Source organism: Citrobacter sp. U14242, from assembly GCF_046555775.1.
Lineage (GTDB): Bacteria > Pseudomonadota > Gammaproteobacteria > Enterobacterales > Enterobacteriaceae > Citrobacter.
In genome coordinates, this window is sequence record NZ_JBKGLW010000013.1 from 22,192 (window position 1) to 37,776 (window position 15,585).

18 protein-coding genes are annotated in these 15,585 nt (G+C 55.5%); 16 read left to right on the top strand and 2 right to left on the bottom strand.

Features of this window, described 5'->3' with window-relative positions:
* Positions 1 to 16: 16 nt before the first annotated feature.
* Together ACLJXE_RS19985 and crfC are read right to left on the bottom strand one after the other, a co-directional pair.
* Positions 17 to 901 carry a diguanylate cyclase regulator RdcB family protein gene (locus ACLJXE_RS19985; protein ID WP_410751806.1) on the bottom strand — a complete coding sequence of 295 codons (885 nt, stop codon included), beginning with the start codon at positions 899 to 901 and terminating at the stop codon, positions 17 to 19.
* The gene (gene crfC, locus ACLJXE_RS19990) at positions 898 to 3,255 is read right to left on the bottom strand and encodes a clamp-binding protein CrfC (RefSeq protein ID WP_410751807.1); all 2,358 of its coding nucleotides are present in this window, start codon (positions 3,253 to 3,255) and stop codon (positions 898 to 900) included. Before crfC ends, ACLJXE_RS19985 begins: the two co-directional genes overlap by 4 nt.
* 542 nt (positions 3,256 to 3,797) lie before the next feature.
* Here crfC and ACLJXE_RS19995 point away from each other — a divergent pair.
* The 16 genes from ACLJXE_RS19995 to phnP all read left to right on the top strand — a co-directional run bounded on the left by ACLJXE_RS19995 (position 3,798) and on the right by phnP (position 15,562).
* Entirely contained in the window at positions 3,798 to 4,133 is a 336-nt protein-coding gene (locus tag ACLJXE_RS19995) for a zinc ribbon domain-containing protein YjdM (RefSeq protein WP_003031835.1), read from the top strand.
* Between the two features lie 92 nt (positions 4,134 to 4,225).
* Positions 4,226 to 4,675 carry a VOC family metalloprotein YjdN gene (gene yjdN, locus ACLJXE_RS20000; protein ID WP_286627937.1) on the top strand — a complete coding sequence of 150 codons (450 nt, stop codon included), beginning with the start codon at positions 4,226 to 4,228 and terminating at the stop codon, positions 4,673 to 4,675.
* Positions 4,676 to 4,807: 132 nt separating this feature from the next.
* Positions 4,808 to 5,596 carry a phosphonate ABC transporter ATP-binding protein gene (gene phnC / locus ACLJXE_RS20005; protein WP_410751808.1) on the top strand — a complete coding sequence of 263 codons (789 nt, stop codon included), beginning with the start codon at positions 4,808 to 4,810 and terminating at the stop codon, positions 5,594 to 5,596.
* A gap of 65 nt (positions 5,597 to 5,661) precedes the next feature.
* Complete coding sequence (gene phnD / locus ACLJXE_RS20010) at positions 5,662 to 6,678, top strand: phosphonate ABC transporter substrate-binding protein (RefSeq protein ID WP_286627935.1); 1,017 nt, start codon at positions 5,662 to 5,664, stop codon at positions 6,676 to 6,678.
* 95 nt (positions 6,679 to 6,773) lie between these two features.
* Complete coding sequence (gene phnE, locus ACLJXE_RS20015) at positions 6,774 to 7,553, top strand: phosphonate ABC transporter, permease protein PhnE (RefSeq protein WP_016155398.1); 780 nt, start codon at positions 6,774 to 6,776, stop codon at positions 7,551 to 7,553.
* 20 nt (positions 7,554 to 7,573) lie between these two features.
* Positions 7,574 to 8,299 carry a phosphonate metabolism transcriptional regulator PhnF gene (gene phnF, locus ACLJXE_RS20020; protein ID WP_410751809.1) on the top strand — a complete coding sequence of 242 codons (726 nt, stop codon included), beginning with the start codon at positions 7,574 to 7,576 and terminating at the stop codon, positions 8,297 to 8,299.
* Positions 8,300 to 8,752, top strand: a complete 453-nt coding sequence (gene phnG, locus ACLJXE_RS20025; RefSeq protein ID WP_286627933.1) for a phosphonate C-P lyase system protein PhnG — start codon at positions 8,300 to 8,302, stop codon at positions 8,750 to 8,752.
* Complete coding sequence (gene phnH, locus ACLJXE_RS20030; protein ID WP_410751810.1) at positions 8,749 to 9,333, top strand: phosphonate C-P lyase system protein PhnH; 585 nt, start codon at positions 8,749 to 8,751, stop codon at positions 9,331 to 9,333. Before phnG ends, phnH begins: the two co-directional genes overlap by 4 nt.
* Positions 9,333 to 10,400 carry a carbon-phosphorus lyase complex subunit PhnI gene (locus ACLJXE_RS20035; RefSeq protein ID WP_286627931.1) on the top strand — a complete coding sequence of 356 codons (1,068 nt, stop codon included), beginning with the start codon at positions 9,333 to 9,335 and terminating at the stop codon, positions 10,398 to 10,400. The genes phnH and ACLJXE_RS20035 overlap by 1 nt, the downstream gene beginning before the upstream one ends.
* A 46-nt stretch (positions 10,401 to 10,446) precedes the next feature.
* On the top strand, positions 10,447 to 11,238 hold the full coding sequence (gene phnJ / locus ACLJXE_RS20040; protein WP_410751871.1) for an alpha-D-ribose 1-methylphosphonate 5-phosphate C-P-lyase PhnJ: 792 nt from the start codon (positions 10,447 to 10,449) through the stop codon (positions 11,236 to 11,238).
* Entirely contained in the window at positions 11,235 to 11,993 is a 759-nt protein-coding gene (gene phnK / locus ACLJXE_RS20045) for a phosphonate C-P lyase system protein PhnK (RefSeq protein WP_410751811.1), read from the top strand. Before phnJ ends, phnK begins: the two co-directional genes overlap by 4 nt.
* A gap of 9 nt (positions 11,994 to 12,002) precedes the next feature.
* Complete coding sequence (gene phnL / locus ACLJXE_RS20050; protein ID WP_410751812.1) at positions 12,003 to 12,683, top strand: phosphonate C-P lyase system protein PhnL; 681 nt, start codon at positions 12,003 to 12,005, stop codon at positions 12,681 to 12,683.
* Entirely contained in the window at positions 12,680 to 13,816 is a 1,137-nt protein-coding gene (phnM, locus tag ACLJXE_RS20055) for an alpha-D-ribose 1-methylphosphonate 5-triphosphate diphosphatase (protein WP_410751813.1), read from the top strand. Before phnL ends, phnM begins: the two co-directional genes overlap by 4 nt.
* A 2-nt stretch (positions 13,817 to 13,818) precedes the next feature.
* Positions 13,819 to 14,373 (top strand): ribose 1,5-bisphosphokinase, encoded by a 555-nt coding sequence (phnN, locus tag ACLJXE_RS20060; protein ID WP_410751814.1) that lies wholly within the window; start codon positions 13,819 to 13,821, stop codon positions 14,371 to 14,373.
* Positions 14,360 to 14,794, top strand: a complete 435-nt coding sequence (gene phnO, locus ACLJXE_RS20065; protein ID WP_137382893.1) for an aminoalkylphosphonate N-acetyltransferase — start codon at positions 14,360 to 14,362, stop codon at positions 14,792 to 14,794. Before phnN ends, phnO begins: the two co-directional genes overlap by 14 nt.
* 9 nt (positions 14,795 to 14,803) lie before the next feature.
* Positions 14,804 to 15,562, top strand: coding sequence for a phosphonate metabolism protein PhnP (gene phnP, locus ACLJXE_RS20070; protein WP_410751815.1), 759 nt, complete (start codon positions 14,804 to 14,806; stop codon positions 15,560 to 15,562).
* The last annotated feature ends 23 nt before the right edge of the window (positions 15,563 to 15,585 follow it).

Below are 15,585 nucleotides of genomic sequence, written 5' to 3' on the forward strand. Positions count from 1 at the left end.
GTCCCTTCTCAGTGATTCAGAGGAGGGACGGTGCAAAAATCTCTTCAACCATCGCATCAACCAGTCGCTTTGCCGAACACAGCCTCGGCATCCCCAACGCCACATTCTGCCAACGCTGCGTCACCGACCAGCTCACCGGATGGCGCTGTGCATCACACCAGTCACCCAGCCAACTCAGCAGATCGTTATGTTCGCTCGCCCCCCCAACTGCAGGTGAACTCAGCCATTGATGATAATAATGGCGCGTAGTAGGTGCCGCATTCACGCTGTGTGCCAGCGTCTGGGCAGCCATTGTGCGTAAATTGTCTTTTAGCATCGATACAACATCGGCATTCGCCAGCCGACAGGCATCACCAAAGGCACCCCAGCGCAGTTCCTCCAGCGCAACAAAGCAGCGTCCAGGTAATGACCAGCCGTCATACGCTCCAGCCCGCCAGCGAGTAAAAATCTGTTCACTGTGTTCGCCAGCCTGCACGGTCAGCCCACGTTGCGTCAGCGCTTTCTCTTTATATGCGCTACGTTGGGCAAACCCGTCCGCCAGTGACATTAATTGCTGCGTCACGCCGGGAGTTGATTGGCCGCGTGGCTGTTCAGTTTGTTGTAAAAACACCAGTCGCTCGGCAATACGTACCAGCGCCAGGTGGCCAGGATCGATAGTGCCCGCCAGCTTTTCCACCAGCTTAAGGCGCATCACCAGGTGTTCGCTGGATACCCCCGCCATCACCCACGCCCGCAGTTGCGTCTGGGATAACACTTCCTGCGTCAGGCGCGCACGCAACCGCTGCTGCTGCAGAAAACCGCCGGAACGTTTGGTTTCATCTCCCTGAACCAGATCGACCATAAACTTCGGGTAGACGCACTCCAGCGTCCGCCCTGGGCCTTCCAGTAACACGTTAGTCATGTATGCTCGGTTGCAAAAAGGGTGTGGATATCGTCACGCAGCAAGCGGGAATCTTCATAAATCCATGCCGCCGTCGTAATACGATGCTGCAATTGTTCATTCATTGCGTTCACCGCCGATTCATTTTGCTGGCGCAGGGTCAGGCTCTCGCGCAGGCTCGCCTGCAATTGTGTCAGACACAGTGAAAAATCAGCAAAAAACGTGGCCATGCCTGCCGTAACGGAAATATCGACCTGAGCAACTAAAGCTTTACGAATTTGTTGGCAAAACTGAGTGACATAATGGACAAGGTTCTTGTGCAACGCACCCATATCAATGAGATAACGCGTTTTTGTTTCGACGTAATCATTCCATCCCCAGTTTGGCTGATTCAACCAACGTGAGAACGTGTCACGTACAACACCGCCGGTGGACGAGGCATTATCCGCCGGGATATCCTGTTCAATAGCCTCGTTAAACAACTGACGTGTATTGAAATTAAACATCGACGCATGAAAGGCTGGAAAACGGATCCGTGCCCGAAATCCGGCATGGTTCAGATCCTCTTTCACCCGTTGCTCAATAGGCCGCATAGCGTCATTCAGCGCCCGGGATAGCGTCGATTCAAGTTCCTCAAAACGCAGCGCCAGGTCCCGGCTGATACTCTCCTGCGCCGCCAGCAGGACAACCTCGCAGGAGGAACGAATTTTATCTAACACAATTTTCGCTTGCCCCTCGTCATGCAACACCAGCATATCACCGGCCATTTCCGCCGTTGCAATGGCTGCTCCCATGCCATGTTGTGACATCATCAGCACGTTTTCTTTAACAAAGAACGTATTAATACCGCACAGAATCTCGGTCTGCTGCTGATTGAGATAGCCGGCAGCAGCCTCCAGTGCCAGCTCAACCTCGTGACTGACTTCGTCACCCACCCGCGCCTGGCTTATCTGCAACTGTTGCATGTCATCTTCAATATGCGCGATGTTCATCCGCAACTGCTCATAGGCTACGGTTAAACCGTGGGCGCGAAATTCCAGATATTCGTGTGCGCTTTGCGAATAGTTCAATAGCTTGTGTGATGCCGAGCGGAGCGCATACAGTGAGGCATTAGCGTAGGCAGCATGGATCACTTTCTGAATCGGTTGTTCAAACAGTGAGTCTTCCCAAAGCAGATCGGCGGCATGTCGAATATGTTCTTTATCATCAAGATCGGTGGTACGCCAGCGCCTGCCAAGTGCCGCTTCGGCAAAGTCCTGGACCCAGCGCTGCTCCTGATGATCCGGCAAGCGCCCATTGTTCACTAGTTCATGACGTGCCCTGTTGGCCAGATATCCCCACATTGAGGAGACCGGATAAATACGTTCAGGCGTAATACCGCCTTTCATCAACGTGCCGGAAATTAACGCCCGTACCTGCTCTTCATCATCGCTGTTGCGGTCTTTCTGATCGAATTTGTTAACCAGTGCATACAGCGGTACTGATTTTCCAACCGCCATAATGGCCTGACGGACTTCCTCATCCGAAATCGACTTCAGTTGGGTATAATCCATCACCGCCAGTACCGCTGAAGCCCGGGCCAGCTGTTCATTGAGCATCTGTTGTAAGTGTGGTTGTCCGGCCTCATTCGGCCCGGGAGTATCCAGCAGCGTCAATTGTCCAGGATAACTGGCCAGCCCGGCCAGATGCACGAACTCAACCTCAATAACCGGAATATGCTCAATTGCAGCATAGGCGGCAAACGGAAAATCTACCTCCAGCGCTTTAGACAAACGCACCAGATCGTTCAGGCTCTTAAGAAAATGGAAAATAGGTTGTGCACCAAGATAATACCGTTCAAATGCCACGCCATTTTCAATATGCTGAAGCAGGGCATTCATATCCTTATCTATTTCCAGCGCCTGAGCCAGACGCTGACGATCGCATTCCCGCACGCGCTGCTGTAATACTTTCATTAAGGCGTCAATTGGCGCGACATGCGAAAAATACAGCACCGGCTCTTTCTGTCCCGGTGTATGGCGGATAAGGGTCGGTAACGCCGTCATAGGGCGATTACGATTAGGTAAAACCTCGGTTCCGACAATCGCGTTAATCGTCGTCGACTTTCCCGCCTTCATCGTACCGACGATAGCCAGAACCATTTCCAGACGGGTAATCTTTCGCAGTTCATTGTTGAGCGTTGCCTGCTGGACATCCATGCCACGAGCGCTGAAATGCAAGGGCTGAACAACCTGTCCGCTATGCTCTCCTTTTTTCACCATGACATCATTCGCCGAGGTCATTGGCAATTTCTGCAATTGCCGGAGATGTTCAAGAGAGAGCATCAGTAAGCGTTCAGCTTCCTGACTTAATTCATAAATTGTCTGTGTGTACATGGAAAATCTTTCCTTAACGCAAATAGCATTACTTTTATTTAGCCAAATCGTTTTATTTATAGATCTTCGGCTTTTATAATTACGTGTGGAAATAATTAAAATTAAAACAACCAGCTGATATTATTAAAATAAAATTTATCGTATAACTGCTGGCCTGATGCCTCTCACTGACTATATTAAGTAAGAAAGATAAACAGAGTAGTTCAGTTTTAAAGAATGCCAGCTTAATTCCCCTACCAAAATTAAGGGGTCGCAAAGTATTCACTCACAATGACTTAGCTATCATGTAAGCCATGTTACCTATGAATATCGGGTGTTTCGCCTCACCTTATCTTAAATAACTAAACGTAGCAATTTCCCTTAAAAAATATTCCTTCTGGTTTTCATAGACGTGAAAGCAACCCGACGCCACAACAGATAGTTGCGCATAATTGGCCTGTAGCCCCGACAAAAGCAGGGATTTTATGTATAATTGCGGCCTTTTTCGGCAATCTGCCAACTTTTGGGCGCTTTTGCCCCTGCTGACTTTTGAGGAAATCCACATGTCATTACCACACTGCCCACAATGCAACTCCGAATACACTTACGAAGATAACGGCATGTTCATCTGCCCGGAATGCGCTCACGAATGGAACGACGCTGAACCCGCTCAGGACAGCGACGAACTGATCGTTAAAGATGCTAACGGTAACCTGCTCGCCGATGGCGACAGCGTTACCGTAGTAAAAGATCTGAAGGTAAAAGGTAGCTCTTCCATGCTGAAGATCGGTACCAAAGTAAAAAACATCCGTCTGGTTGAAGGCGACCACAACATCGATTGCAAAATTGATGGCTTTGGTCCAATGAAGCTGAAATCTGAGTTTGTGAAAAAGAACTGATTTGTCAGGCGGGGAGCTCATACTTCCCGCCTGGTTTATTTTTGTACACGGCATCTACACTTAACTGGCTTCTCTTACCCGAGGTAAAGATCATGCCGTTAAGTCCCTACATCTCATTCGCAGGCAACTGCGCTGACGCCATTGCGTACTACCAAAAAACATTAGGCGCTGAACTTCTCTACAAAATCAACTTCGGTGAAATGCCCAAATCGGCGCAGGACAGCGAAGAAGGTTGCCCTTCCGGAATGAAATTCCCCGATACCGCCATCGCCCATGCCAACCTACGTATTGCGGGCAGCGACATTATGATGAGCGATAGCGTCGCCACCGGAAAAGCCCACTACTCCGGCTTCACGCTGGTTCTCGACACGCAAAATGTCGATGAAGGGAAGCGCTGGTTTGATAACCTGGCCGCACAAGGACAAATTGAAATGGACTGGCAGGAGACCTTCTGGGCACATGGTTTCGGTAAAGTGACCGACCAGTACGGCGTGCCGTGGATGATCAACGTCGTCAAGCAACAGCAACCCCCTACCGAGTGATGTAACGGGAGGCTCGTCCTCCCGGACTGTCATCAAATATCGCTCAACTCTTCATCGCTAAGTAACTTTCCTTTAACGAAAACGTCACATTAATCCGCCACGATGGGGCCACTTTTTTAGGGAGGCCGCATCATGCAAACGGTTATTCGCGTCGAGAAACTCTCCAAATCCTTCAATCAACATCAGGCGCTTAATGCGGTTGATCTGAATATCTGTGCCGGTGAGATGGTGGCTCTGCTTGGGCCATCTGGCTCCGGCAAATCCACCCTTTTACGTCATTTAAGCGGCTTGATTACCGGTGATAAATCACCGGGCAGTCACGTCGAGCTATTAGGCCGTACCGTTCAACGTGAAGGCCGACTGGCGCGCGACATCCGCAAAAGCCGTGCCCACACCGGCTACATCTTCCAACAGTTCAATCTGGTGAACCGCCTGACCGTGCTGGAGAACGTGCTGATTGGCGCGCTCGGTAGCACACCGTTCTGGCGCACCTGCTTTAGCTGGTTTAGCCAGGAACAGAAGCAGCGCGCGTTACAGGCGCTGACCCGCGTTGGCATGGCTCACTTTGCCTATCAGCGCGTTTCCACGCTCTCCGGCGGACAGCAGCAGCGCGTCGCCATCGCCCGCGCGCTAATGCAGCAGGCCAAAGTGATCCTCGCCGACGAGCCCATTGCCTCGCTGGACCCGGAATCGGCGCGCATCGTGATGGACACCCTGCGCGACATCAACCAGACCGACGGCATCACCGTGGTCGTCACGCTGCATCAGGTGGATTACGCCCTGCGCTACTGCGAACGCATTGTCGCGCTGCGTCAGGGAAACGTCTTCTTTGATGGCAGCAGCCAGCACTTCGATAACGATCGTTTTGATCATCTCTACTGCAGCATGAACCGCGTCGAACAGAACGCGCAGGCTGCTTAATTGAACTGAAAAGACCAGGCTGACAAGTGAAATAGCCTGGAACAATGACTCGTTGAGGAAAAAACATGAGCTATAAGGCCGTTGCCGCGCTGGCGTTCACCAGCATGTTCAGCATCAGTACCTTGTTAAGCCCGGCGCATGCCGAAGAACAAGAAAAAGCGCTGAACTTTGGCATTATTTCAACTGAATCACAGCAAAACCTGAAGCCACAGTGGGAACCGTTCCTGAAGGACATGGAAAAATCGCTGGGTGTCAAAGTGAACGCCTTCTTTGCTCCGGACTACGCCGGGATCATCCAGGGAATGCGCTTTAACAAAGTCGATATCGCCTGGTACGGCAACCTCTCAGCAATGGAAGCGGTGGATCGCGCCAACGGACAGGTCTTTGCCCAGACCGTCGCTGCCGACGGCTCTCCAGGGTACTGGAGCGTACTGATCGTTAACAAGGACAGCCCGATCAACAACCTGAACGATCTGATCGCCAAACGTAAGGATCTGACCTTCGGCAACGGCGATCCCAACTCCACTTCAGGCTACCTCGTCCCTGGTTACTACGTCTTCGCGAAAAACAACATCTCCGCCACCGACTTCAAACGCACCGTCAATGCCGGACACGAAACCAACGCCCTGGCCGTCGCCAACAAACAGGTGGATGTGGCTACCAACAACACCGAAAACCTCGACAAGCTGAAAACCTCCGCACCAGACAAGCTGAAAGAACTGAAGGTTATCTGGAAGTCACCGCTGATCCCAGGCGATCCGATCGTCTGGCGTAAGAACCTCTCTGAAGCCACCAAGGACAAGGTGTACGACTTCTTCATGAACTACGGCAAAACGCCGGAGCAGAAAACCGTGCTGGAACGCCTGGGTTGGGCACCGTTCCGCGCCTCCAGCGATTTGCAACTGGTCCCGATTCGCCAACTCGCACTGTTTAAAGAGATGCAGGGCGTGAAGGACAACAAAGGCCTGAATGCAGAAGAAAAAACCAGCAAAACGTCGGCTCTGAAAGCACAGCTTGATGATCTCGACCGCCTGACTGCAGCGCTGGGTGCAATGACCAGCGTGACCAAAGCGGTGCAATAACGGATTGCCCGGTGGCGCGATGCTTACCGGGCCTACGAACGTAGGCCGGATAAGGCAAAGCCGCCATCCGGCAATACAGAATAATGGAGCTAAATATGCAAACCATCACCGTCGCCCCGCCCAAGCGTAGCTGGTTCTCGCTGCTGAGCTGGGCCATTCTTCTCGCCGTGCTGGTGGTCTCGTGGAAAGGCGCCGAAATGGCCCCGCTCACGCTGATCCAGGATTCCGGCAATATGGCAACCTTCGCTGCCGACTTCTTCCCACCGGACTTCAGCCAGTGGCAGGACTATCTCGGTGAAATGGCCGTCACGCTGCAAATCGCCGTCTGGGGGACCGCCCTCGCCGTGGTGTTGTCGATTCCGTTCGGCCTGATGTGCGCCGATAACCTCGTGCCGTGGTGGATTTACCAGCCGATGCGTCGCCTGATGGATGCCTGTCGCGCCATCAACGAAATGGTCTTCGCCATGCTGTTTGTCGTTGCCGTTGGTTTGGGTCCGTTCGCCGGGGTGATGGCGCTGTTTATCCACACCACCGGGGTGCTCTCCAAGCTGCTTTCCGAAGCGGTAGAAGCCATTGAACCCGGTCCGGTAGAAGGCATTCGCGCCACCGGAGCCAACAAGATTGAAGAGATTCTTTACGGCGTTCTGCCACAGGTCATGCCGCTGCTCATCTCCTACTCGCTGTATCGCTTTGAGTCCAACGTTCGTTCAGCCACGGTAGTTGGGATGGTCGGCGCAGGCGGCATTGGCGTGACCTTATGGGAAGCGATTCGCGGTTTCCAGTTCCAGCAAACCTGTGCCCTGATGGTGTTAATCATCGTCACCGTCAGTCTGCTGGATTTCCTCTCCCAGCGTTTGCGTAAGCACTTTATCTGACTAGCGAGGCATTGATTGCTATGCACTTGTCTACACATCTGACCAGTTATCCGACGCGTTATCAGGAGATTGCCGCGAGACTTGAGCAGGAGCTTCGTCAACATTATCGCTGCGGTGATTACCTGCCCGCCGAGCATCAACTGGCCGCGCGTTACGAGGTAAACCGCCATACTCTGCGCCGCGCTATCGATCAACTGGTTGAGCGCGGCTGGGTGCAGCGTCGTCAGGGCGTGGGGGTTCTGGTGCTGATGCGCCCGTTCGACTACCCATTGAATGCCCAGGCACGCTTCAGCCAGAACCTGCTGGATCAGGGCAGCCACCCCACCAGCGAAAAACTGCTGGCGGTGCTGCGTCCGGCTTCCAGCCCCATTGCGGATGCGCTGAGCATTAACGAGGGCGATAACGTCATCCATTTGCGCACCCTGCGCCGGGTCAACGGCATCGCCCTGTGCCAAATCGACCACTATTTTTCCGACCTCACTCTCTGGCCGCTATTGCAGGGCTTTAACCACGGCTCGCTGCACGACTACCTGCGCGAACAGTCGGGCCTGACGCTGCTACGCACGCAAACGCGTATCAGCGCCCGCCGCGCACAGGCCAAAGAGAGCAAAGTGCTGGAAATCCCCAACATGGCGCCGCTGCTGTGCGTGCGCACCCTGAACCACCGTGAAGGCGAAGAACAGGCCGCGGAATATTCCGTCAGCCTGACCCGCGCCGACATGATCGAATTCACCATGGAGCACTGAATGCATTTCGATACCGCCACTCGCCAGCGTTGGATGCGCGCGCTGGCTTACAGCAATGCCGATGCCCTGAATGCGCGTATCAAGGCGCTCAAACTGACGCCGGACTATGCGCTTATTCGCGCCCCGGAAAGCGGGCTGATGCAGATACAGGCCCGCATGGGCGGCACCGGTAATCGTTTCTTTGCTGGCGACACCACGCTCACCCGCGCGGTTATTCGCCTGAAAAGCGGCACGCTGGGCTACAGCTACCTGCTGGGTCGCAATAAACAACATGCCGAGCAGTGCGCGGTAATTGACGCATTGCTTCAGGAACAAACGCATTTCCAGAACCTAATGGAAACCTTAATTGCCCCGCTGGAAGCGGAACGCGAGGCGCTGATTCGCGCACGCCGTGCCGAAGTCAATGCCAGCCGGGTCGACTTCTTCACGCTGGTACGCGGAGATAACGCATGACCTTACAAACCGCCTTTAATTTACCTGTTCAGGATGCCCAACAGAGCTTTCGTCGCCTGCTGAAGGCCATGAGTGAACCCGGCGTCATTGTCGCCCTGCATCAACTGAAACATGGCTGGCAGCCACTGGGTCTGGCCACTACCAGCGTGCTGTTGACGCTGGTCGATGGCGACACGCCGGTCTGGCTGGCACCCTCGATAGATAACGATATCGCCCGACAGAATCTGCGTTTTCACACCAACGCACCGCTGGTGGACCAGCCGCAACAGGCCGCCTTTGCAGTCGCCGACGAGCGCATCAGCAGCGAACAGCTTAACGCCCTCTCCGCCGGTTCCGCCGTCGCGCCAGAGACCGGCGCCACGCTGATTGTGCAGGTATCTGGCTTAAGCGGTGGACGCATGCTGCGTCTGACCGGCGCGGGTATCGCCGAAGAACGCATGATCGCGCCACAGCTACCGGAATGTCTGATTCACGAACTTACCGAACGCCCACATCCGTTCCCGCTGGGGGTCGATCTGATCCTCACCTGTGGTGAACGACTGCTGGCTATTCCGCGAACCACCCATGTGGAGGTGTGCTGATGTACGTCGCCGTCAAAGGGGGCGAAAAGGCGATAGCCAACGCCCATGCACTGCAGGAAAGCCGACGCCGGGGCGATGAGAGCATTGCTGAACTGAGCGTGGCACAAATCGAACAACAGATGAACCTGGCCGTCGACCGGGTGATGACCGAAGGCGGCATTGCCGACCGCGAGCTGGCGGCACTGGCGCTAAAACAGGCCAGCGGCGATAACGTCGAAGCCATCTTTCTGCTACGCGCCTATCGCACCACACTGCCAAAACTGGCCGTCAGCGAACCGGTTAACAGCGCCGAGATGCGCCTGGAACGCCGAATTTCTGCCGTCTACAAGGACATTCCCGGCGGGCAATTGTTAGGACCCACCTACGATTACACCCATCGCCTGCTGGATTTTACCCTGCTGGCCAATGGTGAAACGCCACCGCTGCGCAGCGCTGAAAATACGCAGGACACCTCTCCGCACGTCTTTTCTCTGCTGGCAAATCAAGGACTGGCAAAGCGCGAAGAGGACGACGGCGCTCAGCCTGATGACATCACCCGCACACCACCCGTTTATCCCTGCTCACGCGCTTCGCGACTGCAACAGCTGATGCGTGGTGACGAAGGCTACCTGCTGGCACTGGCCTACTCCACCCAGCGGGGCTACGGGCGCAACCATCCGTTCGCCGCAGAGATCCGCAGCGGTTATGTTGAACTGGAAACCGTGCCGGAAGAGCTGGGGTTTGCGGTAAACGTCGGCGAACTGCTGATGACTGAATGTGAAATGGTTAACGGCTTTGTCGCGCCGGAAAACGACGCGCCCCATTTTACCCGCGGTTACGGGCTGGTGTTCGGCATGAGCGAACGTAAAGCGATGGCGATGGCACTGGTTGACCGCGCCCTACAGGCACCCGACTACGATGAAACGGTTACGGGACCGGCGCAGGACGAAGAGTTCGTACTGGCGCATGCGGATAACGTCGAGGCGGCGGGTTTTGTTTCGCACCTCAAACTCCCCCATTACGTCGATTTCCAGGCCGAACTGGAACTGCTTAAACGCCTGCAACAGGAGGCCGACCGTGACCGCTAACCTCTCCGGCTACAACTTTGCTTATCTTGATGAGCAGACCAAACGCATGATCCGTCGCGCAATTTTGAAAGCGGTGGCCATCCCCGGTTATCAGGTGCCATTTGGCGGACGCGAAATGCCAATGCCGTACGGCTGGGGTACGGGCGGTATCCAGCTTACTGCCAGCGTAATTGGTGAAGCTGACGTGCTGAAGGTGATTGACCAGGGCGCGGATGACACCACCAACGCCGTGTCGATCCGCAACTTCTTCAGGCGCGTAACCGGCGTTAACACCACCGAACGTACAGAAGACGCCACGCTAATTCAGACCCGCCACCGCATCCCGGAAACACCGCTAACGGAAGATCAGATAATCATCTTCCAGGTGCCGATCCCCGAGCCGCTGCGCTTTATCGAACCGCGCGAAACGGAAACCCGCACCATGCACGCGCTGGAAGAGTACGGCATCATGCAGGTAAAACTGTATGAAGATATCGCCCGCTTCGGCCATATCGCCACCACCTACGCCTATCCGGTGAAGGTTAACGGCCGCTACGTGATGGACCCGTCGCCCATCCCGAAATTCGACAACCCGAAGATGGACAGGATGCCAGCCCTGCAATTGTTCGGTGCAGGCCGCGAAAAACGTATCTATGCCGTCCCACCGTATACGCGGGTGGAAAGCCTCGATTTCGACGATCACCCGTTTAGCGTCCAGAGCTGGGATGAACCCTGCGCCATCTGCGGCTCAACCCACAGCTATCTCGACGAAGTGGTGCTCGATGACAGCGGCAAACGCATGTTTGTCTGCTCCGACACCGACTATTGCCGCCAACAGAGCGAGGCCCTCAACAAATGATGCAACCGCTGCTTTCAGTCAACAACCTGACCCATCTCTACGCGCCGGGCAAAGGCTTCAGCGATGTCTCTTTTGACCTGTGGCCTGGCGAAGTGCTGGGCATCGTTGGGGAATCCGGTTCCGGTAAAACTACGCTGCTGAAATCTATCTCTTCACGGCTGACGCCACAAAACGGTGAGATCTTATATCAGAACCGCTCGCTGTACGGCATGAGCGAAGCCGACCGCCGCCGCCTGCTGCGCACGGAATGGGGCGTGGTACATCAGCACCCGATGGACGGCCTGCGCCGCCAGGTTTCGGCGGGCGGTAATATCGGTGAACGCCTGATGGCCACCGGCGCACGCCACTACGGCGGCATCCGCGCCACCGCCCAGCGCTGGCTGGAACAGGTGGAAATCCCCGCCTCGCGTATCGACGATCTGCCGACCACCTTTTCCGGCGGCATGCAGCAGCGTTTGCAGATCGCCCGCAACCTCGTCACCCATCCCAAACTGGTATTTATGGATGAACCGACCGGCGGCCTGGACGTCTCGGTACAAGCCAGGTTGCTGGACCTGTTGCGTGGCCTGGTGGTGGAACTGGATCTGGCAGTGGTAATTGTCACCCATGATTTGGGTGTGGCGCGTCTGCTGGCGGACCGTTTGCTGGTCATGAAGCAAGGTCAGGTGGTGGAAAGTGGGTTGACCGACCGCGTGCTCGACGATCCGCATCACCCGTACACCCAGTTGCTGGTGTCGTCCGTACTGCAGAACTAAGAGGCTCAAATGATTCGCGTAGAAAACGTCAGTAAAACCTTTGTGCTGCACCAGCAAAACGGCGTGCGTCTGCCGGTGCTCCACAACGCCACCCTGGAAGTAAAAAACGGCGAGTGCGTCGTGCTGCACGGCCATTCCGGCAGCGGAAAATCCACGCTGCTGCGTTCGCTGTACGCCAATTACCTGCCAGATGAAGGACATATCCATATTCGCCATCGCGGTGAATGGGTGGATCTGGTGCAGGCTCCGGCCCGTAAAGTGCTGGAGATCCGTCGTTCAACTATCGGTTGGGTAAGTCAGTTCCTGCGCGTGATCCCACGGATTTCCGCGCTGGATGTGGTGATGCAGCCACTGCTGGATCTGGGCGTATCTCGTGAGGAATGTGCAGCCAAAGCCGCGAGCCTGCTCACCCACCTGAATGTTCCTGAGCGCTTATGGCATCTCGCGCCATCAACCTTTTCCGGTGGTGAACAGCAGCGCGTTAACATTGCCCGGGGCTTTATTGTCGATTACCCCATTCTGCTGCTCGATGAGCCTACCGCGTCACTGGACAGCAAAAACAGCGATGCCGTGGTGGCACTGATTGAAGAAGCCAAAGCCCGCGGCGCGGCCATTGTCGGTATTTTTCACGATGAGACCGTACGCGAGCGCGTGGCGGATCGTCTGCATCTGATGGGAATAACAGCATGATTATCAACAATGTAAAGCTGGTGCTGGAAGATGACGTGGTGCAAGGATCGCTGGAGATTGAAGGCGGGGTTATTCGCACTTTTGCCGAAAGCCAGAGCAGCTTACCTGACGCGCTGGACGGTGAAGGCGGCTGGCTGCTGCCGGGGCTTATTGAACTGCATACCGATAACCTCGACAAGTTCTTTACCCCACGCCCAAAAGTAGACTGGCCTGCCCACTCGGCGATGAGCAGCCACGATGCTTTAATGGTTGCCAGCGGTATTACCACCGTGCTGGACGCGGTAGCGATTGGCGATGTGCGAGACGGTGGCGACCGTCTGGAAAACCTGGAAAAAATGATCAATGCGGTGGAAGAGACACAAAAGCGCGGGGTCAACCGTGCCGAACACCGTCTGCATCTGCGCTGCGAGCTGCCACACCACACCACCCTGCCGCTGTTTGAAAAACTGGTCGGTCGCGAACCGGTGACGCTGGTGTCACTGATGGATCATTCACCGGGCCAGCGTCAGTTCGCCAACCGTGAGAAGTACCGCGAGTACTATCAGGGCAAGTATTCGCTGACCGACGAGCAGATGGCCCGCTATGAAGAAGAGCAACTCGCCCTGGCGGCCCGCTGGTCACACCCCAACCGCACCGCCATCGCACAGATGTGCCGTGAACGGCAGATTGCACTGGCGAGCCACGATGACGCCACGCATGATCATGTCCTTGAATCGCATCAACTTGGCAGCGTGATCGCCGAATTTCCCACGACTTTCGAAGCCGCCGAAGCCTCACGCCAGCATGGCATGAACGTGCTGATGGGCGCGCCGAATATCGTGCGAGGCGGTTCGCACTCCGGCAACGTAGCAGCCCATAAGCTCGCCGAACTGGGGCTACTGGATATCCTCTCTTCCGATTACTACCCCGCCAGCCTGCTCGACGCAGCATTTCGTGTCGCGGATGACGATACCAACCGTTTTACACTTCCACAGGCTATTCGTCTGGTGACCCGTAATCCAGCGCGGGCGTTGAATCTTGACGACCGTGGCGTGGTTGCCGAAGGAAAACGCGCGGATCTGGTGCTGGCACACCGCAAAGGCGGCAACATTCATATCGATCACGTCTGGCGTCAGGGCAAAAGGGTATTCTGACTATGGGTAAACTGATCTGGCTGATGGGGCCATCCGGCTCAGGAAAGGACAGTCTGCTGGCGGAACTCCGCCTACAGGAACCGGCACAATTGCTGGTAGCACATCGTTACATCACCCGGGCGGCCAATGCCGGGAATGAAAACCACATCGCCCTCAGTGAACAGGAGTTTTTTACCCGCGCCGGGCAAAACCTGCTGGCGCTAAGCTGGCATGCAAACGGTTTGTACTACGGCGTCGGCGTGGAGATTGACCTCTGGCTGCATGCCGGTTTTGATGTGGTGGTCAACGGTTCACGCGCCCATCTGCCACAGGCGCAATCACGCTATGGCACGGCTTTAATACCCATCTGCTTACAGGTTTCTCCGGCAATTTTACGCCAACGTTTGCAGGCGCGCGGGCGGGAAAGCGAAACAGAAATCGCCGCCCGCCTTGAACGCGCGGCTCGCTACGCGCCTTACGACTGCCACGTCCTGAATAACGATGGAAGTTTGCTACAGTCAGTCGATACACTGCTCACCCTGATGGGACGCAAGGAGAAGAAACATGTCTGTCTGTGAATTACGCCGCGCTACGCTGTACGACACCGATGCGGTTTACGCGCTTGTCTGCGAACTGAAGCAGGGTAAGTTCGACCACCAGGCCTTTAGCACCGGGTATATAGCAAATCTGCAAGACCCCAATATGCATTACCAACTGGCGCTGCTTGACGGACAGGTCATCGGGTTGATCGGTCTGCATTTGCAGTTTCATCTGCACCACGCTAACTGGATCGGTGAGATTCAGGAACTGGTAGTGATGCCACAGGCGCGGGGGTTAAAGGTAGGCAGCCAGTTACTGGCATGGGCCGAAGCCACCGCGCGCGAAGCGGGTGCGGAAATGACTGAGCTTTCTACCAGCACGCAGCGCCTTGATGCGCATCGTTTTTACCGCCGCGAAGGTTATACGCAGAGCCATTTTCGCTTTACCAAGCCGCTGTAGGGGGATGCAATGAGTCTGACCATTACGCTTACAGGAACCGGCGGCGCACAGTTGGTACCGGCTTTTGGCTGCGACTGTGCCGCCTGCCAGCGGGCTCGTTTACAGGCGCAATACCGCCGGCGCCCCTGCAGTGGCGTGGTCAAATTCAACGACGCGGTAACGCTTCTGGATGCAGGGATCCCACATCTGATGGACGACTGGCCGGCAGGCAGCTTCCAGCAGTTCCTGCTCACTCACTATCATATGGATCATGTACAGGGACTGTTTCCGCTGCGCTGGGGGGTGGGGAAAACGATCCCAGTGTACGGCCCACCGGATGAACAGGGCTGCGACGATCTGTTTAAGCACCCCGGTATTCTCGATTTTAGCCAGACCGTCGCGCCGTTTGTGGTGTTCGATTTGCAGGGATTGCAGGTCACGCCACTGCCGCTCAACCACTCTAAGCTGACGTTTGGCTATTTGCTGGAAACAGCGCACAGCCGCGTGGCGTGGCTCTCCGATACCGCCGGGCTTCCCGACAAGACGCTGAAGTTTCTCCACAATAATCAACCCCACGTGATTATCATCGACTGCAGCCACGCCCCACGCGCCGAGCCGCCACGCAATCACAGCGATGTAAATACCGTCATCGCCCTCAACGAGGTGATCCGCTGCCCACGGGTGATCCTGACGCACATCAGCCATCAGTTCGACCTGTGGATGATGGAAAATCCACTACCGGCAGGGTTTGAAGCCGGGTATGACGGCATGGAGATTACGTTAGGTTAGGCTTTTCACCGCACAATAAGACT